The organism is Streptomyces sp. NPDC007917 (genome assembly GCF_042959105.1).
In the GTDB taxonomy this organism is placed as follows: domain Bacteria; phylum Actinomycetota; class Actinomycetes; order Streptomycetales; family Streptomycetaceae; genus Streptomyces.
On sequence record NZ_JBIBKK010000006.1, the window covers coordinates 89,765 to 114,808 of the forward strand.

Sequence of the window (25,044 nt, forward strand, 5' to 3'; positions counted from 1 at the left end):
GACGCCTCGCCACCCGTCGCCTCCCTACGTTTCCCCCCGCCACTGGACAACAGAGGGGGGACGCGGCCATGTCGCACACACCGGTCGGCAGGCACCGGGCCCGCAGCCTGATCACCGCCGCGCTCATGGTCACCGTCATGGCGGGCACCGCCGGCTGGACCGTCGCCCATGAGCAGCAGCCCGTCACCGGCCCGCCGCCCGGCACGGCCGCCTGGCGCGCGGACCACTCGCCGGTCCCCGGCGCCGCGGGCCGGCTGCCCGACCCGGCCACCGCCTCGCCCGCCGCGATCGCGCGCTTCTTCGCCGAGCTCACCCCGTCGCAGCAGCGGACCCTGGCGCTGCGTCATCCGAGCGTCGTCGGCAATCTCGACGGCGCGCCCGTGGCGCTGCGGTACACCGCCAACGCGCTCGCGATCAGGGCGGAGCGGGACAAGGAGCGGGCCGCCGACCCGGAAAGTCCGCTCATCGACCGGTACACCCGGCTCCTCGCCCCCGGCCGCCACATCCTGGCCTTCGATCCGCGCGGCCGCGGCCAGGTGGCCGAGGTGTTCGGGGAGCTGACGACCGCGCAGCGCACGGCGGTCCTCGTCCCCGGCTCCGACACCGACCTGTCGACCTTCGACCGCACGGACCACCCGTACGGCTCCGCGGCGGGCATGGCCAGGTCGCTGCGCGCGCAGATGGGCCGGGAGGCGCCGGGCGTGCGTACGGCCGTCATCGTGTGGGTCGGCTACACCACCCCGCTCGGCCTGGGCCCGGACGCAGCCACCGGCCGCCTGGCCAAGGCGGGCGTGGACCGCCTCGACCGCTTCCTCGCCGGTCTGGCCGCGACCGCCGGCGAGGCCGCGCAGGCCCCGCCGGCCGTCTTCTGCCACAGCTACGGCTCGGTCGTCTGCGGGCTGACCGCCTCCCGTCTCGACCGCGCCGAGATCTCCGACCTGGTGGTGTTCGGCTCCCCCGGGGTACGCGCCGACGACGCCGCGGACCTGGGCCCGGCCGCCCGCGTCTGGGCGGCGCGCGACTCCTCCGACTGGGTCCGGCGGGTGACCGGCTTCGACTTCCTGGGCCTGGGCCACGGCGAGGACCCGACCGACCGGTCCTTCGGCGCGCGTGTGGTCTCCGCTGACCGGGCCCGCGGCCACACGGGCTACTTCGCCCCCGGCACGGAGTCGCTGCGCAACTTCGCGCGGATCGCCCTCGGTCACTTCGCGGCGGTCCGCTGCGCGGACGGCGCGGGCCACGGCTCTGACTGCCGCCACGGCCTGGTGTGAGAGAGCCCTCGCGCCGAGACGGCAACGCCGGCCTGGACGAATCCAGGCCGGCGTTGCCGTGTGGCGTGTGGTGTTACGGCTTGTCGAAGGTCCACACGGCGCGGTCGCCGGGGCCCACGACGAGGGTCGAGTTGCCGATCCGCTCCACGTGCCGGGTGGCCGCCGGCGCGTTGAGCGACATCTGGATCTGCTTGAGACCCACCTTGTCGGCCGGAACCACGTCGTACTGGATCGTGGTGAGGCCGTCCTTCACCAGGACGCCGCCCGGGACCTTCCTGATGTCGAGACCGCCGGCCTCGAACAGCGGCAGCTGCGTGTTGAGGTCGCGTTCGGTGACGGCGAAGCGGATGCGGGTCAGGTCCCGCATCTGGTGGTCCTTGTAGGTGTCCGGCAGATAGCGCTGACGGCTGGTGTCGCCGGGGTAGCTCGCCGGACCGGTCTTGCTGCGCGGGTCGGAGAAGTACTCCTCCCGGTACTCCATCGCCCATGAGCCGAAGAAGTCATAGGGATAGTCGGCGACGGGGAACTGGACGCCGTCGAACCACGGCACCCGGACGCCGTCGCCGAAGTCACGCGTCTGGAGGAATTCGTCCAGCTTGTCGAACCCCTGATCCCGCAGGCCCTGGCTCACCTTCGCCAGGTCGCCGTCGTGCTCGGTCGAGTACGCGACGGCGCTGGAACCGAAGTTGGCGTCCTGGCCCGGCAGGTCGCCGGTCCCGAACAGCTCGATGTAGGTCTGGCCGCCGTAGAGGTAACGGCCCTTCCAGGTGAGGTCACCGCTGCTCGTGGTGCGGACCTCGAAATTGGCGAACTTCCGCAGGAAGTCCGAATTCTCCACGGCGTCGGCCGTCTCGCGGTCGACGACTCCGTAGGAGTGGTTGTAGTAGAGCACCTGCTCAGCGGCCGACTGCTCACTCTTGGCGGTCCGCGCCGTCTGCGCGCCGGCCTCGACGGTCCCCGTGAAGGCGACACCGGCGACAACAGCGAAGCCGACGGTCGCTCTTAACATCCGACGAATAAACATGGTGGTGATCTTAGTGAGGCGGGTATCACCGGGGGAAGCTTTATTTTTTATTCCGCGAATGAATAAACGACGGGACCGGACCCGGAAGACAAAATACACCACCGGGGCCATGTCCCCCCTGCAATGCTTTTCCGGTGAATTCCGGAAAAGCATTGCTCATGGCTTTCAGACCCGCTCGGACGCCCGGCGGGCCTCGGAGTAGATATCGATCTTGAAGTCGAGGACGTGCAGGGTGTCCTGCAGCTCGGCGATCCGCTGCCGCACGCTCTCCCGGTGCGCGGTCAGCAGCTCCTCACGCTCGGGGAAGGTGTGCTCCCCCTCGCGCACCAGCTCGGCGTAGCGGACCATGTCCGCGACCGGCATCCCGGTCAGCCGGAGCTTGCCGACGAGGGAGAGCCAGTCCAGGTCCTTGTTGGTGAAACGGCGCTGGCCGGTGTGGGTGCGGTCCACATGCGGCATCAGCCCTATCCGCTCGTACCAGCGCAGGGTGTGCGCCGTCAGCCCGGTGTGGGCGACGACCTCGCTGATGGTGTAGCGGTCCTGTCCGGTGGGCCGGGGGTGGGTGGTCGCCCCCGCGCAGGCCTGCACCTTCACCGGCGCGCTCTCCAGCACGGTCATGCCGCTTCGCCGCCCTCTCGCAGTCGTTGATCCGGTCGTTGATCCGGTCGTTGATCCGGTCGTTGATCCATAAGCCCTCACACCTTCCTCAACGCTATTGACTTGGAGCGCACTCCAAGCAAGCGAAGATTTGACGAATTCTTGTGCCGACCCGCCCCTTGGTTAGGCTCTGGGCCATGGAGAGCCTGCGGATCATCGAGAACTGGCCGGTACCCACGGCGGCCGCCGCCGTGGTGCGCGCGGACGGCACGGTGGCCGGATCGTACGGTCCGGCCGACCACCGCTTCCCCCTCGCCTCGGTCACCAAGCCGCTCGCCGCGTACGCCGCGCTGGTCGCCGTCGAGGAGGGCGCGGCCGAGCTGGACGAGCCGGCCGGGCCCGAGGGCTCCACGGTCCGCCATCTGCTCGCCCACGCCTCCGGGCTCGCCTTCGACGAGCACCGCCCGGCCGCCGCGCCCGGCACCCGCCGGCTGTACTCCAACGCGGGGTTCGAGGTGCTGGGCGATCACATCGCCAAGGCCACGGACATCCCCTTCGCCGAGTACCTGCGCCAGGCGGTGCTGGAGCCGCTGGGCATGGCCTCGACCGACCTGCCCGGCTCCCCCGCCAAGGACGGCGCCTCCACCGTCGCCGACCTGGTCCGCTTCGCGGCCGAGCTGCAGGCCCCGCGGCTGCTGGCCGCCGAGACGCTGGCGGAGGCGACCTCGGTCGCCTTCCCCGGCCTGGGCGGGGTGCTGCCCGGCTACGGGCACCAGCGGCCCAACGACTGGGGGCTCGGCTTCGAGATACGCGACGGCAAGGCGCCGCACTGGACGGGCACCGCCTCCTCGCCCCGCACCTTCGGGCATTTCGGCCAGTCCGGCACGTTCCTGTGGGTGGACCCGGAGGCGCGGGCGGCCTGTGTGGCGCTGACGGACCGCGCCTTCGGCCCCTGGGCGATCGAGGTCTGGCCCGCGCTGACCGACGCGGTCCTCGCCGAGCTGCGCGCCTGACCCACCTCGCCCACCCACCGCGCTCAGCCGTACGACGGCTCCGCGCGCATCTCCCACACCAGCAACTCCGCCCCGCCCAGGGCGCGGACGAAGAGCCCCCGCCCGTCGGTGATCCGCGCCGCGTCCCCCGCCGCCAGGGTCTGCTCGGCGAGACGTATCTCACCCCGCACCACATGGACGTACACCCAGGGCGCCGCCGGCAGCCGGACCCGCTCCCCGGCGGCCGGCCGCCACACGCGGAGCGCGGCGTCCGCCCGCTCCAGGACGTACGGCGCGGGGCCGGCCACGCCGCGCGCCACCTCGTACCCGGGCTCTCCACCGGCTTCCGCCGAGGTGAAGCCGGGCGCCGGAGCCAGCCACATCTGGACGAAGGTCAGCGGCTCACGGCCCTCGTTGCGCTCGCTGTGCCGCACCCCGCCGCCCGCGCTGAGCCGCTGCACCTCGCCGGGGCGCACCACGGTGCGGCCCCCGGTGGAGTCCTCGTGGGTGAGCTCGCCCTCGACCACCCACGTGACGATCTCCACATCGCGGTGCGGATGCTCGGCGAAGCCCGCCCCCGGCGCCAGCCGCTCCTCGTTACAGGCCACGAGTGACCCAAATCGCACATTTTCCGGGTCGTAATACCCAGAAAAGGAAAAGGCGTGGCGCGTCTCGATGCCCGCCCCGTCTCCGCCCCGGTACCGTTCACCGGCGCGCTGTACCCACATCATCCGGCCCACAGTACCCACGCCACCACCCTCGTCATCCGATAAGGCAGTCTTGTCCTCGTGCCAGAACCAGCCGCGAACAGCCCTCATCCGCACAGCGCCACCCTGCGTCGCCTGGAGAAGTCCTCCGGGAAGCTCGCGGCGAGCGCCATCGCCCGCATGGACGAGCAGCTGCCGTGGTACCGCGCGATGCCACCCGAGAACCGGTCCTGGATCGGGCTGGTCGCCCAGGCGGGCATCGCGGCGTTCACCGAGTGGTTCCGGCACCCGGAGGCCCCGCAGGCCATCAGCACCGATGTCTTCGGCACCGCGCCGCGCGAGCTGACCCGGGCGATCACGCTGCGGCAGACCGTCGAGATGGTCCGCACCACGATCGAGGTCATGGAGTCCGCGATCGACGAGGTGGCGGCCCCCGGGGACGAGTCGGTGCTGCGCGAGGCGCTGTTGGTGTACGCGCGGGAGATCGCCTTCGCCACCGCGCAGGTGTACGCGCAGGCGGCCGAGGCCCGGGGTGCGTGGGACGCCCGTCTTGAGTCGCTGGTGGTCAACGCCGTGCTGTCGGGGGAGGCCGACGAGGGGGCGCTGTCCCGCGCCGCCGCCCTGGGCTGGAACGCCCCGGAGCATGTGTGCGTGGTGCTGGGCACCGCGCCCGACGGGGACAGCGAGCTGACCGTGGAGGCGATCCGGCGCGCCGCCCGCCACGCCAAGCTGCAGGTGCTCACCGGTGTCCTCGGCGACCGTCTGGTGGTGGTCGCGGGCGGCTCGGACAATCCGCTGCAGGCGGCGAAAGCGCTGATCGGGCCGTTCGCGGCGGGTCCTGTGGTGGCGGGCCCGGTGGTCTCCGACCTGCTGGCCGCGACCAAGTCCGCGGCGGCCGCCGCGGCCGGGCTCAAGGCGTGCACCGCCTGGCCGGACGCGCCGCGGCCGGTGCTCGCGGACGATCTTCTGCCGGAGCGCGCGATGGCCGCGGACCCGGCGGCTCGTGAGCAGTTGGTGGAGGAGATCTACAGACCGCTGGAGGAGGCGGGCTCCGCCCTGCTGGAAACTCTGAGCGTATATCTGGAGCAGGCAAGCAGTCTGGAAGGCGCGGCACGCATGCTCTTCGTTCACCCGAACACCGTGCGCTACCGGCTGCGACGTGTGACCGACGTCACCGGATGGTCGCCTTCCGATGTGCGGTCGGCGTTTACTCTGCGCATAGCCCTGATCCTGGGGCGTCTGGCCGACGCGGACCCCCAGGTCTAGGTCTTTGTCGGAGTCCAACAATTCCCCTAACGGTTCTTCGTCCTTGTCCTCACGGGCGGGCGGGACCGCCCACAAGAGAGAGTGTGAGGGTGCTCGTACTCGTCGCTCCCGGCCAGGGCGCCCAGAAGCCCGGCTTCCTGACCCCCTGGCTCGACCTCCCCGGCGTCACCGAACGGCTGACCTGGTGGTCCGCCGTATCCGGACTTGACCTGATCCACTACGGCACCAAGGCCGACGAGGAGGAGATCCGGGACACCGCCGTCGCCCAGCCGCTGCTGGTGGCCGCGGGACTCGCCTCCGCCCACGCCCTGTTCGCGGAGGGCGCCGAGGACGTGCGGGGTTCGCTCGGCGCGAGCGCCGGGCACAGCGTCGGCGAGATCACGGCGGCCGCGGTCGCCGGTGTGCTGACCGATGAGGCCGCCATGGTGCTGGTCCGCCACCGCGGGCTCGCGATGGCACAGGCCGCGGCGCAGGCCGAGACCGGTATGGCCGCGGTGCTCGGCGGTGAGCAGGAGGACGTCGTCGCCCATCTGGCCAAGCACGGGCTGACCCCGGCGAATGTGAACGGCGCCGGCCAGATCGTGGCGGCCGGCACCGCCGAGCAGCTGGCCGCGCTGGCCGAGGACAAGCCGGAGGGGGTGCGCCGGGTCGTCCCCCTGAAGGTGGCGGGCGCGTTCCACACCGACCACATGGCCCCGGCGGTCTCGGCGCTCCAGTCCCTGATCGAGGGCGCCCCCGTCGCCGATCCGCGTCTTCCGTACGTCTCCAACCGGGACGGACAGGTCGTCACCTCCGGCTCCGAGGTCGCCCAGCGGCTGGTGGCCCAGGTGTCCAACCCGGTCCGCTGGGACCTGTGCATGGAGACCTTCCAGCAGCTGGGTGCCACCGCGATCATCGAGGTGGCGCCGGGTGGCACCCTCGTCGGCATCGCCAAGCGCGCCCTGCCGGGCGTCAAGACGCTGGCCCTCAAGACTCCCGACGACCTCGAGGCGGCCCGTGCGCTGATCGCCGAGCACGCTGTTCCGGTCGCCGACACCCCGGCCGAATAGGAGCTCCCAGAGCATGACCGCGAAGATCAAGCCCAGCAAGGGCGCACCGTACGCGCGCATCCTCGGCGTCGGCGGCTACCGTCCGCACCGCGTGGTGCCCAACGAGGAGATCCTCAAGCACATCGACTCCTCCGACGAGTGGATCCGCAGCCGCTCGGGGATCGCCACGCGGCACTGGGCCGGGCCGGACGAGACGGTGGCGACGATGTCCGTCGAGGCGGGCGGGAAGGCCATCGCGGCGGCGGGCCTGTCGCCGGAGCAGATCGGCGGCGTGGTCGTCGCGACCGTCTCGCACTTCAAGCAGACCCCCGCGGTGGCGACCGAGGTCGCCCATCTGCTCGGCACGGGCAAGCCGGCCGCCTTCGACATCTCGGCGGGCTGCGCGGGCTTCGGCTACGGCCTGACCCTCGCCAAGGGCATGGTCACCGACGGCACCGCGGAGTACGTCCTGGTCATCGGCGTGGAGCGGCTCTCGGACCTGACCGATCTGGAGGACCGCGCGACGGCCTTCCTGTTCGGTGACGGCGCGGGCGCCGTGGTCGTCGGCCCGTCCACCGAGCCGGCGATCGGCCCGACCGTGTGGGGCTCGGAGGGTGACAAGTCCGAGACCATCATGCAGACGCTGCCGTGGGACGTGTACCGCGACCAGAAGGCCGCTGAGGTACGCTTCCCCGCGATCACCCAGGAGGGCCAGGCGGTCTTCCGCTGGGCGGTCTACGAGATGGCCAAGGTCGCCAAGCAGGCGCTCGACGACGCCGGGGTCAGCCCGCAGGACCTCGACGTCTTCATCCCCCACCAGGCCAACATGCGGATCATCGACTCGATGGTCAAAACCCTTGAGCTGCCGGAGCACGTCACGGTCGCCCGTGACGTGGAGACCACCGGCAACACCTCGGCCGCCTCCATCCCGCTCGCCATGGAGCGGCTGTTGGCGACCGGGCAGGCGAAGAGCGGCGACACCGCGCTCGTCATCGGCTTCGGGGCGGGTCTCGTGTACGCAGCGACGGTCGTTACCCTCCCTTAGTCAAGATCCTTAACGCAGCCCCGAACAGGTCGGACGCTGCGCACTCACCGCAATCACCCGAAGAAGGAGCGCCGCAATGGCCGCCACCCAGGAAGAGATCGTCGAGGGTCTCGCCGAGATCGTCAACGAGATCGCCGGTATCCCGACCGAGGACGTCCAGCGGGACAAGTCCTTCACCGACGACCTGGACGTCGACTCGCTGTCCATGGTCGAGGTCGTCGTCGCCGCCGAGGAGCGCTTCGACGTCAAGATCCCGGACGACGACGTCAAGAACCTCAAGACCGTCGGCGACGCCGTCGACTACATCCTCAAGCACCAGGGCTGAGTCCGAGCGCTTGTCGCCACCCGAGCGGTGGCAGGTCCAGCACCTTCTACACGTAAAGTAGGAAATCCTGTGAGCTCGACCAATCGCACCGTGGTCGTCACCGGTGTTGGTGCCACGACGCCGCTGGGTGGCGACGCCGCCTCCACCTGGGAGGCCCTGCTCGCCGGGCGTTCCGGCGTCCGTCTCCTCGAGGAGGACTGGGCAGCCGATCTGCCGGTCCGCATCGCCGCGCGCATCGCGGTGGAGCCGGGCACCGTCATCCCGCGTCCGCAGGCCCGCAAGCTCGACCGCTCGGCGCAGTTCGCGCTGATCGCGGCTCGCGAGGCCTGGGCGGACGCCGGTTTCACCGCCAGGGCGGGCGAGGACCCGACGGTCGACCCCGACCGGCTGGGGGCGGTCATGGCCTCCGGTATCGGCGGTGTGACCACCCTCCTCGACCAGTACGACGTGCTGCGCGAGAAGGGCGTCCGCAAGGTGTCCCCGCACACCGTGCCGATGCTGATGCCCAACGGTCCGGCGGCCAACGTCGGCCTGGAGGTCGGCGCCCGCGCCGGTGTCCACACCCCGGTCAGCGCGTGTGCGTCGGGCGCGGAGGCCATCGGCTACGCCATCGAGATGATCCGCACCGGCCGCGCCGATGTGGTCGTCGCGGGCGGCACCGAGGCGTCCATCCACCCGCTGCCCATTGTGGCCTTCGGCAACATGATGGCGATGTCGAAGAACAACGAGGACCCGCAGGGCGCCTCGCGTCCGTTCGACACCGCCCGCAACGGCTTTGTGATGGGCGAGGGCGCGGGCGCCATCGTCCTGGAGTCGGCCGACCACGCCGCCCGCCGTGGTGTGCGGGTCTACGCCGAGGCCGTCGGCCAGGGCATCTCCGCCGACGCGCACCACATCACCCAGCCGGAGCCGTCCGGTAACGGCATCGCACACGCGCTGCAGAACCTGGTCGACGCCACCGAGCTCAAGCCGGCCGAGATCGCGCACGTCAACGCGCACGCGACCTCGACCCCGCAGGGCGATGTGGCGGAGCTCAAGGCGCTGCGCAAGGTCTTCGGCCACGATGTCGACCACATGGCGATCTCCGCCACCAAGTCGATGACCGGCCATCTGCTCGGCGGCGCGGGCGGTGTGGAGACGGTCTCCACGGTGCTGGCCCTGCACCACCGGCTGGCCCCGCCGACGATCAACCTCGACAGCCTCGACCCGGAGGCGGACGCGGACATCGTGCGCGGCGAACCGCGCCCCCTGCCCGCGGGCACCATCGCGGCGCTCAACGACTCGTTCGGTTTCGGCGGCCACAACGTGGTGCTGGCCTTCCGTACGGTCTGAAGGCCCCCCCGCGACACGAAGGCCCGTACGGCCACTCAGTGGTGAGTGGCCGTACGGGCCTCGCGCGTGTCCGGACACCGGGCGCCCGGCCGGATCGACCGGCTCAGGCTTCTCCGTCCTCGTCGAAGCTGGCGAAGTACGAGGCCACCATGTCCTGGTCGCCGTGCCCCCGCTCGGTGGCCCGCCGGAACCGCTCCGCGCCCGCGGCCGCCACGTCGAGACGCACCCCCGCGCGCTCGCCCGCCTCGACGATCAGCCGGGCGTCCTTCTCGGCGGTCCTGGTCGCGAAGCTGGCCTCCAGCCGCCCGCTGAGCAGCAGTTCCGCCTTGGCCCGCAGATAGCCCATGTCCAGCGGCCCGCCCGCGACGGCGTCCAGGAAGGCGTGCGGGTCCACGCCGAGCCCCTTGGCGAGGGCCAGGGCCTCGGCGGTGCCGTTGGTGACGGCGAGCACCCAGCTGTTGGCCACCAGCTTGAGCCGGGTGGCCGCGCCCTCCTCGCCGCGCTCGCCCACCCACAGGGTCCGGCCGCCGACCCCCTCGAAGACGGGGGCCAGGACGGTACGGGCCGGCTCCGGGCCCGCGGCGAGCACCAGCAGCTGTCCGCTCTCGGCGGGCTGTTTGGTGCCCAGGACGGGGGCGTCGACGAACACCAGCCCGCTCTCCCGGGCGAACGCGGCGAGGTCGTCCAGGGCGCCGAGACCGGCGGTGGTGGACTGGGCCCACACCGCCCCGGGGCGCAGCGCCCGGGCGGCCTGTCGCATCGCGTCGAGGGCGGCCGGGCCGTCGTACAGCATCGTCAGGACGGCGTCGGCGCCGTCCACGGCCTCGGCGGGGGTGTCGGTGACGCGCACGCCGTGGGCGGCCAGCGGCTCGGCCTTGGCGCGGGTGCGGTTCCACGCGCGGACCTCGAGCCCGGCTCCGGCGAGGTTACGGGCCATCGGGAAGCCCATGATGCCGGTGCCGAGGACCGCTACGGACTGGGCGGGACGGGGTGTGGGGAGGTTTTCGGTCATATCAGCACGCTAGGTCCTGGAGCGGGCTCCAGGCCAAAAGCGGACCCAACCGCCGGGCTCAGACCACCTGGTGGAGCCAGCGGACGGGGGCGCCCTCCCCCGCGTAGCGGAAGGGCTCGAGCTCGTCGTCCCAGGGCTGGCCGAGCAGCTTGGCCACCTCGGCCTGCAGATCGCTCTCCCCGCGCGCCGAGCGTGCGAGCGCGGCGCGCAGCCGGTCCTCGGGGATCAGGATGTCGCCGTGCATACCGGTGACGGCGTGGAAGATGCCGAGGTCGGGGGTGGAGCTGTAGCGCTCGCCCTCGGCCGTGGCGCACGGCTCCGCGGTCACCTCGAAGCGCAGCAGATGCCAGCCGCGGAGCGCGGAGGCCAGTTTGGAGGCGGTACCGACCTCGCCCTGCCAGGAGAACTCGGCGCGCCACGTGCCGGACGCGGCGGGCTGCTTGATCCAGTCGAGGGTGACGCGCACGCCGAGTACGCCCGCGATGGCCCATTCGACGTGCGGGCACAGCGCGCGCGGAGCGGAGTGCACGTACAGAACTCCACGTGTCGTCACCTGGGCCTCCTGTGCGGTTCTCGAGGTACGCCTTCCCCAGCGGCCTCGCGTCCGTACCGGTGGTGCCCGGGACAGCACTAGACATTCTGCCCTAATGATCACCCTCGCACCAGTCCCGAGGTTACCTGCAGTGAAATTTTTCAGGCAGAATTCTTCTGAAAACGGACACGATGTGACGCCAGGTGACTTGCCCGTACCGGAACGCTCCCGCTGCCGCCAGGGGCGGGGCTCAACTGGCACGGGAAAAAGCTATCGCGCGGTGCGGCCGGAGGAGTGACGTACCGTCGGTCCTGGACAGAATCACCCAAGAGTCGGAGGGGGAACAGCCATGCGGGGCAGCGCTCCACGCCGGCGCCGGACGTTTCCGGGGTCACGGTCCGCGTCCACGACCACCCGCACCACCGCCGCGCGCACCGCTGTGGCGCTGCTCACCACGGCCGCCGTACTGGCGTCGGGCGGCTGCCTCGGCGGCTCCGACGACGCCTCCCACCCGGGCGGCTCCCGCGGCAAGCGCCCCGCCGCCAAGCCCAGCGCCCCGTGGAACACCAGGCCGGACTCCATCGCCTCCCTCGGCGACTCCATCACCCGCGGCTTCGACGCCTGCTCGGTGCTGGCCGACTGCCCCGAGGTGTCCTGGTCCACCGGCACGGAGGTGAACAGCCTCGCCCGCCGGCTGCTGCCCACCACCTCCCGCTCCACCACGCGCACCTGGAACTACGCCAAGACCGGCGCGGTGGTGGCCGACCTGTCCGGCCAGGTCCAATCGGCGGTCACCCGCAAGCCGCAGCTGGTGACCATCCTGATCGGCGCCAACGACGCCTGCCGCCCCTCCGTCGACGAGATGACCCCGACGGCCGACTTCCGGGCCGAGTTCGGCGCCGCGCTCAAGACGCTGCGCCAGGACCTGCCCAGGACTCAGGTGTACGTGGCCAGCGTGCCGGACCTGAAGCGGCTGTGGTCCGAGGGGCGCAAGAACGTGCTGGGCCGGCAGATCTGGAAGCTGGGGATCTGCCCGTCGATGCTCAAGGACTCCGACGCCACCGACCCGGCGGCGGAGGAGCGGCGCCGCCGGGTGGAGGACCGGGTGGACGAGTACAACACGGTGCTGAAGTCCGTCTGCGCCCAGGACGTGCTGTGCCGGTACGACGACGCGGTGCACAACTACCGTTTCTCCACCGACGAATTGAGTAAGTGGGACTGGTTCCACCCGAGCAAGGAGGGCCAGCAGCAGCTGGCCGAACTGGCCTACCGCCGTATCACTGCTCCGTAGCCCCTGCGCAGGAGGTTGTGGTGAGTATGAGACGGCGACACGCCGTCGTGTCGGCGTGTCGCCGTCTCATACTCACCACACATCCCTGCCTCCCGGGCTCAGGCCACCGGCACCCGCGCCGACAGCCGGCGGTCGGCCAGGCTGCGGCCCGCCCGCGCGGTGTACGCGCCGGGGACCAGCCGCCAGGCGTGCGCGGACTCGTCCCAGATCTCCGCGGCCCGGCGCGGCAGCGCGATGGCCGCCCGCGCCCTTGCGCCCGGTTCGGCGGCCACGGAGGCGAATCCCGCCAGGCGGCGCACCGGCCGCTCCACGCCGTCGCCCTCGGGCACCTCGAGATAGACCTGGACCACCTCCCGGCCGGCCCGCGCCCCGGTGTTGCGGACCCATACGGTCAGGGTGCCCAGGTGGTCGCCGTCCGGCTCCCCCGCCGGGGTGAACTCCGCCGACTCATAGGCCCATTCGGTGTACCCGAGGCCGTGGCCGAACCAGTACGCGGGGGCCGGGGCCTCCTCGGGCCGCTGTGCCGCGCGCCGCTCCCAGGCGCGGTAGCCGATGAACACGCCCTCGTCGTAGCTCAGCCTGCCGTCCGTCGGCCGGACCCGGCTCACCGGGGCGTCCGCCAGCCGGACCGGCCAGGTGGTGGGCAGCCGGCCGCCGGGCTCCTCGGCGCCGAGGAGGACGTCCGCGAGCGCGAGGCCCGCGTCCTGCCCCGGGAACCAGCTCAGCAGCACCGCGGCGACGTCCTCGCGCCACGGCATCTCCACCGGCGAGCCGGAGTTGACGACCACCACGGTGCGGGTGCCGGTCGCGGCCACCCGCCGCACCAGGTCGTCCTGACGGCCCGGCAGCCGCAGGTCGGAGCGGTCGAAGCCCTCGCTCTCGACGCGCTCGGTGGTGGCGACCACCACCACGGCGACCTCGGCGGCCGCCGCGACCGCCACGGCCTCCTCGATCAGCTCGTCGGCGTCGCGCTCGGGGGCGCGGTGCATCAGGCTCAGGCTCACGGCCTGCAGCGGGGCGTCCTTGATCTTGACGACCACACAGGTGAGGCTGACCGGTACGGGCCGGCCCGCCGTCAGCTCGGCGGTCGCGCGCGGCTTGGGTTCACCGAAGAACGCCTCGAAGGGGTCGCGCGCGTCCTCCATGTCCTGCACGCCGTCGTAGAGCACCTTGCCGTCGACGGTCAGCCGGAACCGGCCGAGGCCCCGGGTGCCGAAGGTGTGGCGGCCGGACTCGCGCGGGGTGAAGGTGCCGGTGATCTCGACGGTGTGCAGCTCCTCGTACGTCACGCCCTCCGGGAAGTCGCCGATCCAGCGCACCTCTCCGTTCGGCAGCCGCGACTCCCCCAGCGTCCGCCCGGACTCGTCGCGCACGGTGGCGCGCAGCTCGAACCCATGGGCGGCCGGGGCGAGTTCATCGGTGGGGTCGGCGCCGACGGCGTAGGTCAGGACGTCCGGGGGCAGGGCCGCGCGCAGCCCTTCCAGCGGTGAGACGACGCGCTCGGGGAAGACCTGCGCGGAGCCGCCGCCGAGCACCCGGGCGTCGCGGGCCGCCGCGCCGAGCAGCGCGACGCTCCTCAGGCCGGCGGGGTCGAGCGGCAGGGCGGGGCGGCCCTGCCCGGGTGTCGCGGGCTCGTTGCGCAGCAGGACGAAGGAGCGCCGGGCGATCTCGCGGGCCAGCGAATCGCCGTCCACAGCCTCCGCCCGGTCGGCGGCCGCCACGGCCGGGGCCGCCCCGTCCAGGCCCTCCAGGGCGCCGACGCGGGCGGCGAGCGTCAGCACGCGGCGCACCGCCTCGTCCACGTCGGCCTCGGGCACCTGGCCGGCCCGTACGGCGGCGGCCAGCGCCTCGCCGTAGACGGTGCGCGGGCCCGGCATGGCGACGTCGAGCCCGCCGAGGAGGCACCGTACGGTGTCGCGGGCGGCCAGCCAGTCGGAGACGATGAAGCCGTCGAACCCCCACTCGCCGCGCAGCACCCCCTGCTGGAGCTCGCGGTGCTCGGTCATCGTCGAGCCGTTGACGCTGTTGTAGGCGGCCATGACGCCCCAGGGGCGGGCGTTCTTGACGATGGCTTCGAAGGGGGCGAGGTACAGCTCGCGCAGCGCCCGCGCGCCGACCCTGTTGTCGACGGTGAAGCGCTCGGTCTCGGCGTCGTTGGCGACGAAGTGTTTGACGGTCGTGCCCACCCCGCCCTCCTGGACGCCGGTCACATAGCCGGTGCCGATCTCGCCGGTGAGGTACGGGTCCTCGCTGTACGCCTCGAAGTGGCGGCCGCCGAGCGGCGAGCGGTGCAGGTTGACGGTCGGCGCCAGCAGCACGTGCACGCCCTTGCGGCGCGCCTCCCGGGCGAGCAGGTGGCCCGCGCGGCGGGCGAGGCCGGGGTCCCAGGTCGCGGCCAGGGCGGTGGGGCTGGGCAGGGCGATCGACGGGTCGTCGGCGCTCCAGTGCACCCCGCGCACGCCGATCGGGCCGTCCGACATCACCAGCGACCGCAGCCCGATCTCGGGGACGGCGGGCAGCGACCACATGTCCTGGCCGGAGAGCAGCCGCGCCTTGGTGTCCAGATCGAGCTTGCCCAGCGCGTTCTCCACTGCCTTCACGGCGGAACCTCCTGATCGCTGCGGTCGGTCCAGGCCATGGTGGACCGCACCGCCCGCGGCGACCTGTAGCCGGGTAGGCATGGTTACCGTTTCGTTATCCGACTCGGTGTCCAGGGCCCCGTGGACGCGGGGATGCCGTACGGTCGGCGAGCGGCGAACGAGTGTTTCAGACGGCGAGCGTTCGAGGCGGCCGGTGTTCGAGGCGGCGAGCGGGAAGGCGGGACGGCGATGGACGAGCGGACCCGGAATGGAGGGAGCGGGGGCGGGGGCGGCGGCGCCCGACGCGGGGCGCGCGGCGAGGAGCGGCGCGCCGAGATCGTCCGCTGCGCGCTCGAAGTGATCGCCGAGCGCGGCTACCGGGGCGCCACCCTGGGCGCTGTCGCCGAGCGCGTCGGCCTGACCCAGCAGGGTCTGCTGCACTACTTCCCCACCAAGGAGGCCCTGCTCGTCGCGGTGCTCGCCGAGCGCGACCAGTGGGACACCGGCTCCGCGCGGCGCGACGCCGAGTCCGCCGCCTGGCCGCTGGACCTGCTCGCCTCGCTGGTGGAGTACAACGCCATGCGGCCGGGGATCGTGCAGACCTTCTCCGCCCTCCTCGGCGAGAGCGTCACCGACGACCACCCGGCCCGCGAGTACTTCACCCGGCGCTACGAGCGGGTGCGCGCCGACATGGCGGCCACCCTGCGCGGCGAGTTCGGCGACCGGCTGCCCGGGGGCCTTCGGCCCGAGGAGGCCGCGCCGCTGCTGGTCGCGGTGATGGACGGGCTGCAGTACCAGTGGCTGCACGACCCGGAGGCCGTGGACATGCCGGCCGCCTTCCGGTCCTTCCTCGCCCTGCTGGGGCAGCCGGCACCGCCGCGCGACTGACGGCCCGAAACCGGCACATGGCCTCACGCGTAGCGGTAGGTGAGGGTGTTCGAGGGGTCGCCCGGGGTGATGACCTGGACCAGAACGTCCCCGGGCCCCGGCGCCCCGGGGGCGATCACGGTGAGCCGGCTGTCGGAGTCCACGGTGGGGAACAGGCTCGTGGCCCCGAACTTCACCGCGCTCACCGTGCTGAAGTGCTCACCGCTGAGCACGACCGCGTTGCCGCCGCCCACCGGGCCGCCGGGCGGCGACAGATCGGTGAGGAGGGGCGGCGAGCCGGTTGGGCACGTTGAGGCCGGGCACGGTGGCCGTGACCCTGTCCGTGGCGATGTCGATGACCTGCACGGAGCCGGCGCCGTCCACGCTCACATAAGCGCGCCGGCCGTTGGGGGCGACCACCACATGGAGACGGTGTCCGTGGCGGTGTCGAGGACACTGACCGTGCCCGAGCCGAAATTGCTGACATAGGCGTGCGCGCCGTCGGGGGCCATCGCGATACCGACAGGGCCGTGGCCCACGGCGCGGTATCCGGCCGGGTGAAGGGGAACCGGCACGGTATGGAAGCACTCGGGTGTGGAATTCCTCGGTGCGTTGCGTCTTCATACAGTCATATTCACTCTCAGCCGCATCGCGTGCGCCCTTCTCACCTGATCGAACATTCCGTTCAATCGATCCTGAGAGGCAGCCAACTCGCAGAGCTACCGGCTGCGAACCAGGCCCGCGAGTCCCGATCCGCCGACCAAGGGACCGCCACCCCCTCTCGGCCAGCGGCTTCCCATCCCCCGGCGCAGGCCCGCCGCCTGAACGGATCCGATACGGCCCTTCCGCAATCCATGGCAGCGGGAACGGCAATCACCATCCGTACCCGGGAGATCCGCCGCACCCCACAAAAGGAGCCTCCCATGGCAACACTCAATCCCACCCAAGGCCCAGCGGCAGGCGGAAACCCGGTCGTCATCACCGGTACCAACTTCACCGGCGCGACGAGCGTGAAATTCGGCACCAAATCCGCCACGTTCACCGTCAACTCCGCCACCCAGATCACCGCCACCGCTCCCTCGGGCAACGGCGTCGTGGGCGTCACGGTGACCACGCCCGGCGGCACCACCAGCCCCGTCAACTACTTCTACGTCCCCCAGCCGATCAAGACCGCCCTCAGCAACACCTCGGGACCGCTGACCGGGGCGACCACCACCATCTCCGGCGCGAACCTGAGCACCGCCTCGTCGGTGACCTTCGGCGCGGTCGGCTCGGCCACCCCCACCGTCGTCAACGACAGCACCCTCAATGTCACGGCGCCGACCTCCGGCACCGCCCAGACCGTGGGGGTCACCGTCACCACCAAGGGCGGCTCCACCAACGGGCTCTTCTTCACCTACGAGGCCGCGCCCACCACCACCAGCATCACCCCGGCCACCGGCCCGGAGACCGGCGGGACCGCCAGCACCATCGTCGGCACCGGCCTCAGCGACACGTCCAGTGTGACCTACGGCGCCAACTCGGCCGCCTTCGTGGTCAACAGCGACACCCAGCTCATCGCCTACGCCCCGGCCGGCACCGGGACGGTCACCGTCAATGTGACCACCCCCGGCGGCACCGACTCCACGCAGACCTTCACCTACGCGCCCCCGCCCGGATGACCGACCCCTCAGGGGCGGGAGACGGCCACGGCCTTCTCCCGCCCCTCGCCGCGCGCCGTACCCCCGTTCCCCGACCACCCGCCCCCGCGGCACCCCGCGGTCCTGCCCCACATCCACGCCCCTGGAACCGGAGACGAGAAAGGCGCAGCCGTGCCCTCCACCCCCGCTGCCCAACCCACCACCGCACCACCCCCCACCGCCGCTGATGCCGACCCGAAGACCGCCACCTCCACCCCGCGGGCCGCCGCCGCGCCGCCCGTGGTGACCGGGGTGAGTCCGAACAGCGGGCCGGCGGGGACGCCGGTGGTCATCAGCGGCAGTGGTTTCACCGGCGCCACCCAGGTCAGATTCGGCACCGCCCTGTCCTCCTTCAACGTCGTCTCCGACACGCAGATCAACGCGACCGTCCCGGCGAACAGCGGCACCGTCCGGATCACCGTCACCACGCCGAACGGCACCAGCACCCAGGCCGTCAACTTCACCTACGCCACGGCGCCGGCGCCGACCCTCAGCAGTCTCAGTCCGGCCTCCGGGCCGACCGGCGGCGGCAACTCCGTCGTCCTGACCGGCACCAACTTCACGGGCGCCACCCAGGTGCTGTTCGGCGCCACGGCGGCCCCCGCCTTCACCGTCAACTCCGCCACCCAGATCACCGCCACCGCCCCGCCCGGCACCGGCAGTGTGCAGGTGACGGTCACCACGCCGGGCGGCACCAGCAACGGCCTCACGTACACCTACGTCGCCGGCCCGACCATCACCTCGCTGAGCCCGTCCTCGGGGCCGCAGGCCGGCGGCAACACGGTCACCATCACCGGGACCAACCTGGCCACCACCACATCCGTCCACTTCGGCGCCGCCGCGGCCGGCTTCACGGTGTTCTCGCCCACCCAGGTGAACGCGGTCGCCCCGCCCGGCACCGGAACAGTCAACGTCAACGTCACGACCCCCGGCGGCACCAGCAACAACCTGCCCTACACCTACAGCGCCATCCCCACCGTCACCGCGGTCAGCCCCGCCCAGGGCCCCACGTCCGGCGGCAACTCCGTCGTCGTCACCGGCACCGGCTTCACCGGCGCCACCCAGGTGCTGTTCGGCGCCACCGCGGCCCCCGCCTTCACCGTCAACTCCGCCACCCAGATCACCGCCACCGCCCCACCCGGCGCCCCCGGGGCCGCCGCGGTGAACGTGGTCACCCCGGGCGGCACCAGCAGTTCGGGCGTCTTCTACTTCTATGTGTCGCCGCCCGCGCTGACCTCGCTCGTCCCCGCCACCGGACCGACGGGCGGGGCCAACACGGTGGTCATCAACGGCTTCAACCTCACCCTCACCAGCGCGGTGCACGTCGGCGCCGCCTCGGTCACCTTCACCGTCCTCAACGACAATCAGGTCAGCTTCCCGGCGCCGGCCGGCAGCGGCAGCGTCAATGTGAACGTCACCACCCCCGGCGGCACCAGCAACAACCTCGTCTACACCTACGTCCCGGCCCCGGCCATCACCACCCTCAACCCGACCCTGGGCCCGGAGATCGGCGGCACGGCCGTGACCGTCACCGGGACGAACCTGGCCACCACCTCGTCCGTCCACTTCAACGCCGCCTTGGCCGCGTTCACGGTGCTCTCCGACACCCAGTTGGTCGCGGTCTCCCCGCCCGGCACCGGCTCGGCCAACGTCAACGTCACGGCCACGGGCGGCACCAGCAACAACCTGACCTTCACCTATGTGCCCCCGCCGGGGTGAGCTCCCGGTTCAGCCGATGAACCGCACATCCGGGTGGCGCGGCGTGGGCCCGTCCAGCACCGGCCGGTGCAGCCCGCGCAGATGCCGGTCGAAGAACGCCGTGAGGTATTCCCGCCGGCTCGCCGTGAAGCGGGTCGGGTTCACGGTGCCGATCATCTGCTTCTCCAGCCCCTCGGGCAGCGTGAGGCGGTCGGCGAGGGCGGGGAGGACGATCTCGTAGTCGGTGAACGAGTTGTGCTCGGCCGCCTGTGTCCACAGGTCGCGCTTCCAGCCCGTGGAGTTCTGCCACAGCGCCCGCCAGGAGGGCGAGTGTTCATGGGTGTGCGGCAGCCGGCCCGATGTCGTCGCCAGCCACGCCCCCATCAGCAGAAACGGCCGGTCGAGCCCGCTGTGCGCGACCGGCAGCAGCAGATCGGGGTCACTCCAGTCGTAACCCAGCGGCCCGTCCAGGTTGACCCCGGCCCGGATCCGGCGGTCAAGACGCATGGCCTCCGCCGTCGTCATGCCCCCGAGCGAGTGGCCGAACATCCCGACCCGCGCCATGTCCAGCGCCGCTCCGAGCCCGCTGGGCAGCCGCCGCCCCTCGGCGTCGGGGTTGCCACCGCGCGCCAGCACCTCCAGCCGGTCCAGTACGAACCGGACATCGGCCACCCGCACCTCCAGCACCGCCTTGTTGCGGTCGGCGACCGGCTCGATCCTGCCGATCTCCGACGACGGCTCGGCGACCCTCCCGTCGGGGAACCGCACGGCATGCGCCTCGTAGGTCGGGTCGACCGTCACCACGACATAGCCATGGCCGGCCAGCTCCACCACCGCGCTGGTGTCCAGCGTGCGCTCGTTGTACATCCCGGGCGAGTACAGCACCACGGGCCTGCGCCCCAGCCCGCGCGCCACATCCGCCCCCTCACGGGCGTGCGTGGTGAACCCGGCCCAGTCGATGGCCCCGCGGTCGACCTTCAGGATCTGCGCGGCCCCCGCCCCGAACACCTCGGCCGCCTCCGGCCGCATATACGGAGCCGGCGCCCCGTCCGCGTCCCGCCGCGCCGGGTACCACACGCTCACCATGAGCTCCCGGTCGCCGGGCCCCCACCGCTCCTTCCGCCCCTGGTCCACCAGGTGCAGCTCGACCATCCCGACCGGGTACGGGCCGGTGGGTGCCGGCAACTCGACCCGTATGGCGTCCCCCTCGCTCATCTGCCGCTTGCCGCCCTTGTGGCCCTTGCCGCCCTCGTTCGAGGACACCGCCCCGGAGGCGAGGGAGGTGGACGCGAGGGTCACAGCGGCCCCCGTGGCGGCCAGGCCGCCCAGTAGTTGACGCCGTGAGAGCCGGGACACGGCGGAAGTCATCAATCGCATGCCCCGACTCTGGCCCGGGACGCCGCCCCCGCCCCACTGTCGATCGCCAGGTGCGCACCTGACTTTCGTCGGGGCACCCGGGGCACCCGCGATATTCGCGATACCCGCGATACGACTCGAACTCATGGCCGACCGTGCGAGGATGCCGCCATGACGACACATGGCCGTACGAGCGAGAGACCGACGGACCCGGACCCGGTCAGACCCCGTGTCTCAGCTCCCCTCCGAGTGGTCGCGCTCGGTGCGACCGCGGGTCTGCTCGGCCTCCTCACCGCCTGCGGCAGCAAGCCCGCCTCCGAGTCGGTCGCGGCACCCGCCCCGCCTCCCGCCCCGCACGCCGAAACCCTCGACCCCAGCCAGCGCCCCTACGGCGATCCGCCGACCCTCACCCCCTCCGCGCCGCCCACCTGCCCAAAGTCCGGGGTGTACGTCCAGGCCGAGGAGCCGAGCGCGGCGATGGGCCTGCGCGCCATGACCTTGCGGCTGACCAACTGCGGCAAGCGCGCCTACACGCTGAAGGGCTATCCGACCGTCCGCGTCCTGGACGGGGACGGAAAGCCGCTGGACGTCCGGGTCGGCCACGGGTCGTCGGGCATCGCCACCCTCGAGAACTTCGACGCCCCGCCCCGGCAGGTGACGCTGCGCCCCCACGAGACGGCGGTAGCGGGCGTGGCATGGCGGAACACCGTGACCGACTCGACGGTCCCGGCCGTCAACGGCAAGGCGCTGGACGTGGCCCCGACCGAGGGGAGCCCCCGGCAGACCGTGACCGAACTGATCGACCTCGGCAACACCGGCAAGCTGGGCGTCAGTCCTTGGTACGTCCCCAAGGAGACCTCCACGAGGACGCCCGCCCCCCGCCCGAGCGCCTGGACCACCGCTCAGTGAGCCGACGCCGTCCGCGACCGGGACGCGAGGAGGGCGGCCAACAGGCGTCGGCCACCCTCGTCGCGCTCAGCTCCTGAAGCGCCGCCGCTCAGTCGCCGTCGAGCTCGATGTCGATGCCCATGTCCTCCAGGGCGTCCTCCAGTTCGTCGAGCACCTCGTGGACCTCGTCCTCCTGGTCATCGGACACTGCGGTGGTCCGCCTTTCTCGCAACAAACGCACAGGGCCCCGCGGCTGCGACGCCGCCCGCATCATACGCAAGGCCGTTCGACAACAGCGCAGTTGACACGGGGTCCGACGGCCGCGCGGCTCACCCCACCGCGGCCCGGACGGTGCGGGCCACGGCCGGCGCGAACTCCTCCACCGGCTGCACGGCCTCCTCTCCGGAGAAGTGCAGAAAGAACGCGCGCTGGAAGCAGGCCCCGAGCAGCAGCGCGGCGGCGGCGCGCGGATCGGCGTCGGCGCGGATCCGTCCGCGGTCGCGCTCCCGCCGCAGATGGCCGGTCAGCGCGTCGAGCACCATGTGCGGGCCCTTGCCGATCTTCTGGATGCCCTCCCGGTGGCGGCTGAGCAGAGCCGGCTCCGCGAAGAGGGATGCCGCCATCGGCATGGCGTCGGCGTAGAAGAGCGAGGCGTGACGGGCGATCTCCGTCAGGCACTCCTCGACGGAGCGCTCCCCCGGGTCGCCGGTGAGCGCGGCGAGGAGCGGGCCGGCGTTGGGCGAGCGCTCGGTGAGCACGCGCACGAACAGCTCCTCCTTGTTCGCGAAGTGCTTGTAGAGCGCGGCTTCCGAGCAGCCCGCCTCGCGGGCGATGGCCTTGGTCGTGGCGTTGGCCAGTCCGGTGGTGCGCATCAGCTTCTCGGCGGCGTCCAACAGCCGCTCCGGGGTGGGCCGACTTGACTTCGGGGTGAGCATTCACTCACCCTACCGGAGGCAGAGGTGAGTAAACACTCACCCACCCCTCTGCTCCCGAAGGGAACCCCATGAAGCTCACCGTGTTCGGCGCCACCGGCGGCGTCGGCCGTCACGTCGTACAGCAGGCCCTCGACTCGGGACACCAGGTGACCGCGGTGGTGCGCGACCCCGCGCGGCTGCCCGTCCCCGACCATCCGCGACTCCAGGTCGTCACCATCCCCGACCTCACCCACCACGAACCGCTCCTCCCCGCCGTGGCCGGCCGGGACGCGGTGATCTCCGCCGTGGGCCCGTCGAGCAACGCACAGGCCAGGACCACTCACATCGCCGGCACCGCCCTGCGCGCGATCGTCACGGCCATGGACCAGGCGGGCGTACGCCGGCTGTCGGCCGTCAGCGCCGCCCCGGTCGGCCCGGTGGCCGAGGGCGAGGGCACGCTCACCCGCGCGGTGGTCTTCCCGCTGCTGCGCAGGGTACTGCGCGACACCTACGCAGACCTGGCGGCCATGGAGCAGGCGATCAGCGCGAGTGAGACCGAATGGACCGTCGTACGACCGCCCAAGCTGACGGACAAGCCGCACACCGGCACCTATCGGCGGGTGATCGGCGGCAACGTTCCGGGCGGCATGACCATCAGCCGCGCCGACGTGGCGGACGCGCTGCTGACCTGCCTGGACGACCCGGACACGGTGGGCCACGCGGTGGGGATCGCCAACTGAACACCGCCGCGCGAACACCGCCGACCGGACATCGCCGGAGCCCGTCGCCCGACGCGCGCCACGGCTGACACCATGAGCGCATGTCGAACATCTTCACCGACGCCATCCGGGTCTACGCCCGCCCCGGTGACCGCATCGACGGTGTCGAGGCGCAGTGGCTCACCTGGATGCTGCTCGGCCGCGGCGGTTCGTACCACGTCCCGGTGGTGACCCGGTGCGGCCCGGAGGGGCGTTATGTCGACATCCAGTACGGCTCGGGCAAGAGCCCCGACATCGTGAACTTCTGCCAGGACCACGCCCCTTACCTCTATGGCGCCGTGTGGGGCCGGCACCACAACGAGGGCCGCACCAAGGACGTGATCTGGCAGGGGGACGTCAACGACGGCCCGTACCGGTACTGCCGGTACGGCTTCGACGAAGTGCGGGTGGCGACCACAAGCGGCGACCGCCCGCCCGTCGCCCCCGAGGCCGACGCCGCCGCGGCGGCCTGGCGGCGCGACCCCGACGGCTCCTGGCGGCTGTCCGTCAACGGCAGCTATCTCACCGGGAATTGCCGCGACGCCGAGGTCGGCCCCATGGCCACCCCCGCGACCCCGCTGCCCGACCCGCCGCCGACGGCCCTGTCCACCCCCACCACCCCGAACGACTGGGGCGAGTCCCTCAGCGCCCTCGACCCCCTCTGGCTCGCCCCGCTCGCCGACCAGCACCCGGCGGCCACGCTGATCGAATACCGCTGGCGAGGCCGCGTCGTCCACCGCGCCCGCGAGGACGACGACTGGGACGGCCCCTCCTGGCAGCACCGCGCCGCCGACGACTGGGACAACTGTCTGGACCCCGACTTCCTCCGCTTCACCGGCGCGACCGACCTGCTCGCGCCCGACGAGGTCTACGCACGCGACCGCGAGGAGTGGAAGGAGCGGGCACCGCACTGACGGCGACGCCCACGCCTTCGCGATCCGCCCGCACTCCGGCGCGTCCCCCCTCGGCGCCGCCTCCACCCCGAACGCGGGCGAACTCACCACGCGCACCACGACGACCCCCCCGCGACAACCAGCCCGGCGGCGCTCCCACCAGCGCATCGGCAATCAGCCACCAGGTCCGGCAGAACCGCCCCGAGCGCCCCGGCAGCGCGCCGCCGTCAGATCCCCGGCAGCGTCTCCTGCTCGACATCATGCGTGGGCGGTCTCGGCGCACTCCGCACCGCCAGCTTCGCCCGGCACTCATCCCCCAGCCCCCACAACCGCGCCTCACGCCCCCGCAACGGCCGCCCGCACATACGGCAGGTGACGCGGCGTCGCGGGGCGGCGGGTTCCTCGCCGAGGCCGGGCAGCGCGGTGGGTTCGTCGGCGGTCATGCCTCTGGTGTACCAGGCGGGGCCCGGACCGCCATAGGCGCCCTCACCGCCCCGCCCACGCACACCCAGGAACTCTATACGCTGTATGCTGTACTCTGTACGGAGAAAGTGAACGCGATCTTGTAAGGAGAGCCCATGAAGGTCACCTCTTCCGCCGTGTCCCTCAACGTCGACGATGTCCCCGCCTCCAGCGCCTTCCTCGTCGAGCACTTCGGCTTCCACGAGCAGATGGCCGCCGACGGCTTCGCGTCGCTGACCCGCGACGACCTCGACATGAACGTCATCTTCCTGCGCCGCGGGCTGGAGACGCTGCCCGCCGACCAGCGCGACGAGCACGCCGCCGGCCTGATCCTCGCCCTCGTCGTCGACGACCTCGAAGGCGAACTGGCCCGCCTGCGCGGCGAGGGCGTCACGATCACCATGCCGCTGACGGAGGAGGAGTGGGGCGAGCGCGCCTTCCAGGTCCGCGACCCCAACGGCGTCATCGTCCAGCTCGTCGACTGGAATGGGCCCACCGGCCGGTGACCACCCCGGTCCGCCGACCGGC

The 25,044-nt window shown here is 72.1% G+C and carries 26 protein-coding genes and 1 pseudogene; 15 read left to right on the forward strand and 12 right to left on the reverse strand.

What is annotated here, in order from left to right:
- Positions 1-68: 68 nt before the first annotated feature.
- The gene (locus ACFZDL_RS13175; RefSeq protein ID WP_353589084.1) at positions 69-1,271 is read left to right on the forward strand and encodes an alpha/beta hydrolase; all 1,203 of its coding nucleotides are present in this window, start codon (positions 69-71) and stop codon (positions 1,269-1,271) included.
- 73 nt (positions 1,272-1,344) lie between these two features.
- On the opposite strand, the gene ACFZDL_RS13180 is transcribed toward ACFZDL_RS13175, so the two are convergent.
- The gene (locus ACFZDL_RS13180; RefSeq protein WP_353589086.1) at positions 1,345-2,280 is read right to left on the reverse strand and encodes a DUF5829 family protein; all 936 of its coding nucleotides are present in this window, start codon (positions 2,278-2,280) and stop codon (positions 1,345-1,347) included.
- A gap of 180 nt (positions 2,281-2,460) precedes the next feature.
- On the reverse strand, positions 2,461-2,913 hold the full coding sequence (locus ACFZDL_RS13185) for a MerR family transcriptional regulator (protein ID WP_353589088.1): 453 nt from the start codon (positions 2,911-2,913) through the stop codon (positions 2,461-2,463).
- Between the two features lie 176 nt (positions 2,914-3,089).
- Here ACFZDL_RS13185 and ACFZDL_RS13190 point away from each other — a divergent pair, with 176 nt between their 5' ends.
- A complete protein-coding gene (locus ACFZDL_RS13190; protein ID WP_353589090.1) occupies positions 3,090-3,905 on the forward strand; it encodes a serine hydrolase domain-containing protein in 816 nt (271 codons plus the stop codon).
- Positions 3,906-3,928: 23 nt separating this feature from the next.
- On the opposite strand, the gene ACFZDL_RS13195 is transcribed toward ACFZDL_RS13190, so the two are convergent.
- A complete protein-coding gene (locus ACFZDL_RS13195) occupies positions 3,929-4,615 on the reverse strand; it encodes a pirin family protein (RefSeq protein ID WP_353589738.1) in 687 nt (228 codons plus the stop codon).
- Between the two features lie 57 nt (positions 4,616-4,672).
- On the opposite strand from ACFZDL_RS13195, the gene ACFZDL_RS13200 reads away from it, so the two are divergent.
- The 5 genes from ACFZDL_RS13200 to ACFZDL_RS13220 all read left to right on the forward strand — a co-directional run bounded on the left by ACFZDL_RS13200 (position 4,673) and on the right by ACFZDL_RS13220 (position 9,587).
- Positions 4,673-5,857 carry a helix-turn-helix domain-containing protein gene (locus ACFZDL_RS13200; protein ID WP_353589092.1) on the forward strand — a complete coding sequence of 395 codons (1,185 nt, stop codon included), beginning with the start codon at positions 4,673-4,675 and terminating at the stop codon, positions 5,855-5,857.
- A gap of 89 nt (positions 5,858-5,946) precedes the next feature.
- On the forward strand, positions 5,947-6,906 hold the full coding sequence (locus ACFZDL_RS13205) for an ACP S-malonyltransferase (protein WP_353589094.1): 960 nt from the start codon (positions 5,947-5,949) through the stop codon (positions 6,904-6,906).
- 13 nt (positions 6,907-6,919) lie between these two features.
- Positions 6,920-7,930, forward strand: a complete 1,011-nt coding sequence (locus ACFZDL_RS13210; protein ID WP_353589096.1) for a ketoacyl-ACP synthase III — start codon at positions 6,920-6,922, stop codon at positions 7,928-7,930.
- 76 nt (positions 7,931-8,006) lie between these two features.
- Positions 8,007-8,255: an acyl carrier protein gene (locus ACFZDL_RS13215; RefSeq protein ID WP_353589098.1), complete on the forward strand. Its 249-nt coding sequence runs from the start codon at positions 8,007-8,009 to the stop codon at positions 8,253-8,255.
- A 69-nt stretch (positions 8,256-8,324) separates the two neighbouring features.
- A complete protein-coding gene (locus tag ACFZDL_RS13220) occupies positions 8,325-9,587 on the forward strand; it encodes a beta-ketoacyl-[acyl-carrier-protein] synthase family protein (RefSeq protein ID WP_353589100.1) in 1,263 nt (420 codons plus the stop codon).
- A 103-nt stretch (positions 9,588-9,690) separates the two neighbouring features.
- On the opposite strand, the gene ACFZDL_RS13225 is transcribed toward ACFZDL_RS13220, so the two are convergent.
- Positions 9,691-10,599 (reverse strand): NAD(P)-dependent oxidoreductase, encoded by a 909-nt coding sequence (locus ACFZDL_RS13225; protein ID WP_353589102.1) that lies wholly within the window; start codon positions 10,597-10,599, stop codon positions 9,691-9,693.
- Positions 10,600-10,657: 58 nt separating this feature from the next.
- Positions 10,658-11,152 carry a DUF3145 domain-containing protein gene (locus ACFZDL_RS13230; protein ID WP_353589104.1) on the reverse strand — a complete coding sequence of 165 codons (495 nt, stop codon included), beginning with the start codon at positions 11,150-11,152 and terminating at the stop codon, positions 10,658-10,660.
- Positions 11,153-11,480: 328 nt separating this feature from the next.
- Here ACFZDL_RS13230 and ACFZDL_RS13235 point away from each other — a divergent pair, with 328 nt between their 5' ends.
- Complete coding sequence (locus ACFZDL_RS13235) at positions 11,481-12,422, forward strand: SGNH/GDSL hydrolase family protein (protein WP_353589106.1); 942 nt, start codon at positions 11,481-11,483, stop codon at positions 12,420-12,422.
- Between the two features lie 98 nt (positions 12,423-12,520).
- Here ACFZDL_RS13235 and ACFZDL_RS13240 read toward each other — a convergent pair whose 3' ends face one another.
- Positions 12,521-15,013, reverse strand: a complete 2,493-nt coding sequence (locus ACFZDL_RS13240; protein WP_353589739.1) for a glycoside hydrolase family 3 C-terminal domain-containing protein — start codon at positions 15,011-15,013, stop codon at positions 12,521-12,523.
- 237 nt (positions 15,014-15,250) lie between these two features.
- Between ACFZDL_RS13240 and ACFZDL_RS13245 the strand changes: the two genes are divergently transcribed.
- Positions 15,251-15,889 carry a TetR/AcrR family transcriptional regulator gene (locus tag ACFZDL_RS13245; protein WP_353589108.1) on the forward strand — a complete coding sequence of 213 codons (639 nt, stop codon included), beginning with the start codon at positions 15,251-15,253 and terminating at the stop codon, positions 15,887-15,889.
- A 23-nt stretch (positions 15,890-15,912) separates the two neighbouring features.
- On the opposite strand, the pseudogene ACFZDL_RS13250 reads toward ACFZDL_RS13245, so the two are convergent.
- From ACFZDL_RS13250 to ACFZDL_RS13260, 3 genes and pseudogenes are all read right to left on the reverse strand, one after another.
- Positions 15,913-16,146 (reverse strand): annotated as a pseudogene (locus ACFZDL_RS13250) (IPT/TIG domain-containing protein); the annotation flags it as partial.
- Positions 16,088-16,291: a hypothetical protein gene (locus ACFZDL_RS13255; protein WP_353589110.1), complete on the reverse strand. Its 204-nt coding sequence runs from the start codon at positions 16,289-16,291 to the stop codon at positions 16,088-16,090. The gene ACFZDL_RS13255 and the pseudogene ACFZDL_RS13250, both read right to left, overlap by 59 nt.
- Positions 16,255-16,443, reverse strand: a complete 189-nt coding sequence (locus ACFZDL_RS13260) for a hypothetical protein (RefSeq protein WP_353589113.1) — start codon at positions 16,441-16,443, stop codon at positions 16,255-16,257. The genes ACFZDL_RS13255 and ACFZDL_RS13260 overlap by 37 nt, the downstream gene beginning before the upstream one ends.
- Positions 16,444-16,791: 348 nt before the next feature.
- Between ACFZDL_RS13260 and ACFZDL_RS13265 the strand changes: the two genes are divergently transcribed.
- Complete coding sequence (locus tag ACFZDL_RS13265) at positions 16,792-17,529, forward strand: IPT/TIG domain-containing protein (protein ID WP_353589115.1); 738 nt, start codon at positions 16,792-16,794, stop codon at positions 17,527-17,529.
- 150 nt (positions 17,530-17,679) lie between these two features.
- Positions 17,680-19,266 (forward strand): IPT/TIG domain-containing protein, encoded by a 1,587-nt coding sequence (locus ACFZDL_RS13270; RefSeq protein WP_353589117.1) that lies wholly within the window; start codon positions 17,680-17,682, stop codon positions 19,264-19,266.
- 9 nt (positions 19,267-19,275) lie between these two features.
- Here ACFZDL_RS13270 and ACFZDL_RS13275 read toward each other — a convergent pair whose 3' ends face one another.
- Positions 19,276-20,622 carry a lipase gene (locus ACFZDL_RS13275; protein WP_353589119.1) on the reverse strand — a complete coding sequence of 449 codons (1,347 nt, stop codon included), beginning with the start codon at positions 20,620-20,622 and terminating at the stop codon, positions 19,276-19,278.
- A gap of 150 nt (positions 20,623-20,772) precedes the next feature.
- Between ACFZDL_RS13275 and ACFZDL_RS13280 the strand changes: the two genes are divergently transcribed.
- Positions 20,773-21,510, forward strand: a complete 738-nt coding sequence (locus ACFZDL_RS13280) for a DUF4232 domain-containing protein (protein ID WP_391191088.1) — start codon at positions 20,773-20,775, stop codon at positions 21,508-21,510.
- Positions 21,511-21,818: 308 nt separating this feature from the next.
- On the opposite strand, the gene ACFZDL_RS13285 is transcribed toward ACFZDL_RS13280, so the two are convergent.
- Complete coding sequence (locus tag ACFZDL_RS13285) at positions 21,819-22,424, reverse strand: helix-turn-helix domain-containing protein (protein ID WP_353589123.1); 606 nt, start codon at positions 22,422-22,424, stop codon at positions 21,819-21,821.
- Positions 22,425-22,492: 68 nt separating this feature from the next.
- On the opposite strand from ACFZDL_RS13285, the gene ACFZDL_RS13290 reads away from it, so the two are divergent.
- Entirely contained in the window at positions 22,493-23,143 is a 651-nt protein-coding gene (locus ACFZDL_RS13290; RefSeq protein ID WP_353589125.1) for an SDR family oxidoreductase, read from the forward strand.
- 80 nt (positions 23,144-23,223) lie between these two features.
- Complete coding sequence (locus tag ACFZDL_RS13295; protein WP_353589126.1) at positions 23,224-24,075, forward strand: hypothetical protein; 852 nt, start codon at positions 23,224-23,226, stop codon at positions 24,073-24,075.
- Between the two features lie 206 nt (positions 24,076-24,281).
- Here ACFZDL_RS13295 and ACFZDL_RS13300 read toward each other — a convergent pair whose 3' ends face one another.
- A complete protein-coding gene (locus tag ACFZDL_RS13300) occupies positions 24,282-24,497 on the reverse strand; it encodes a DUF6011 domain-containing protein (RefSeq protein ID WP_353589128.1) in 216 nt (71 codons plus the stop codon).
- A gap of 135 nt (positions 24,498-24,632) precedes the next feature.
- Between ACFZDL_RS13300 and ACFZDL_RS13305 the strand changes: the two genes are divergently transcribed.
- Entirely contained in the window at positions 24,633-25,022 is a 390-nt protein-coding gene (locus tag ACFZDL_RS13305) for a VOC family protein (RefSeq protein WP_353589130.1), read from the forward strand.
- Positions 25,023-25,044: the final 22 nt, after the last annotated feature.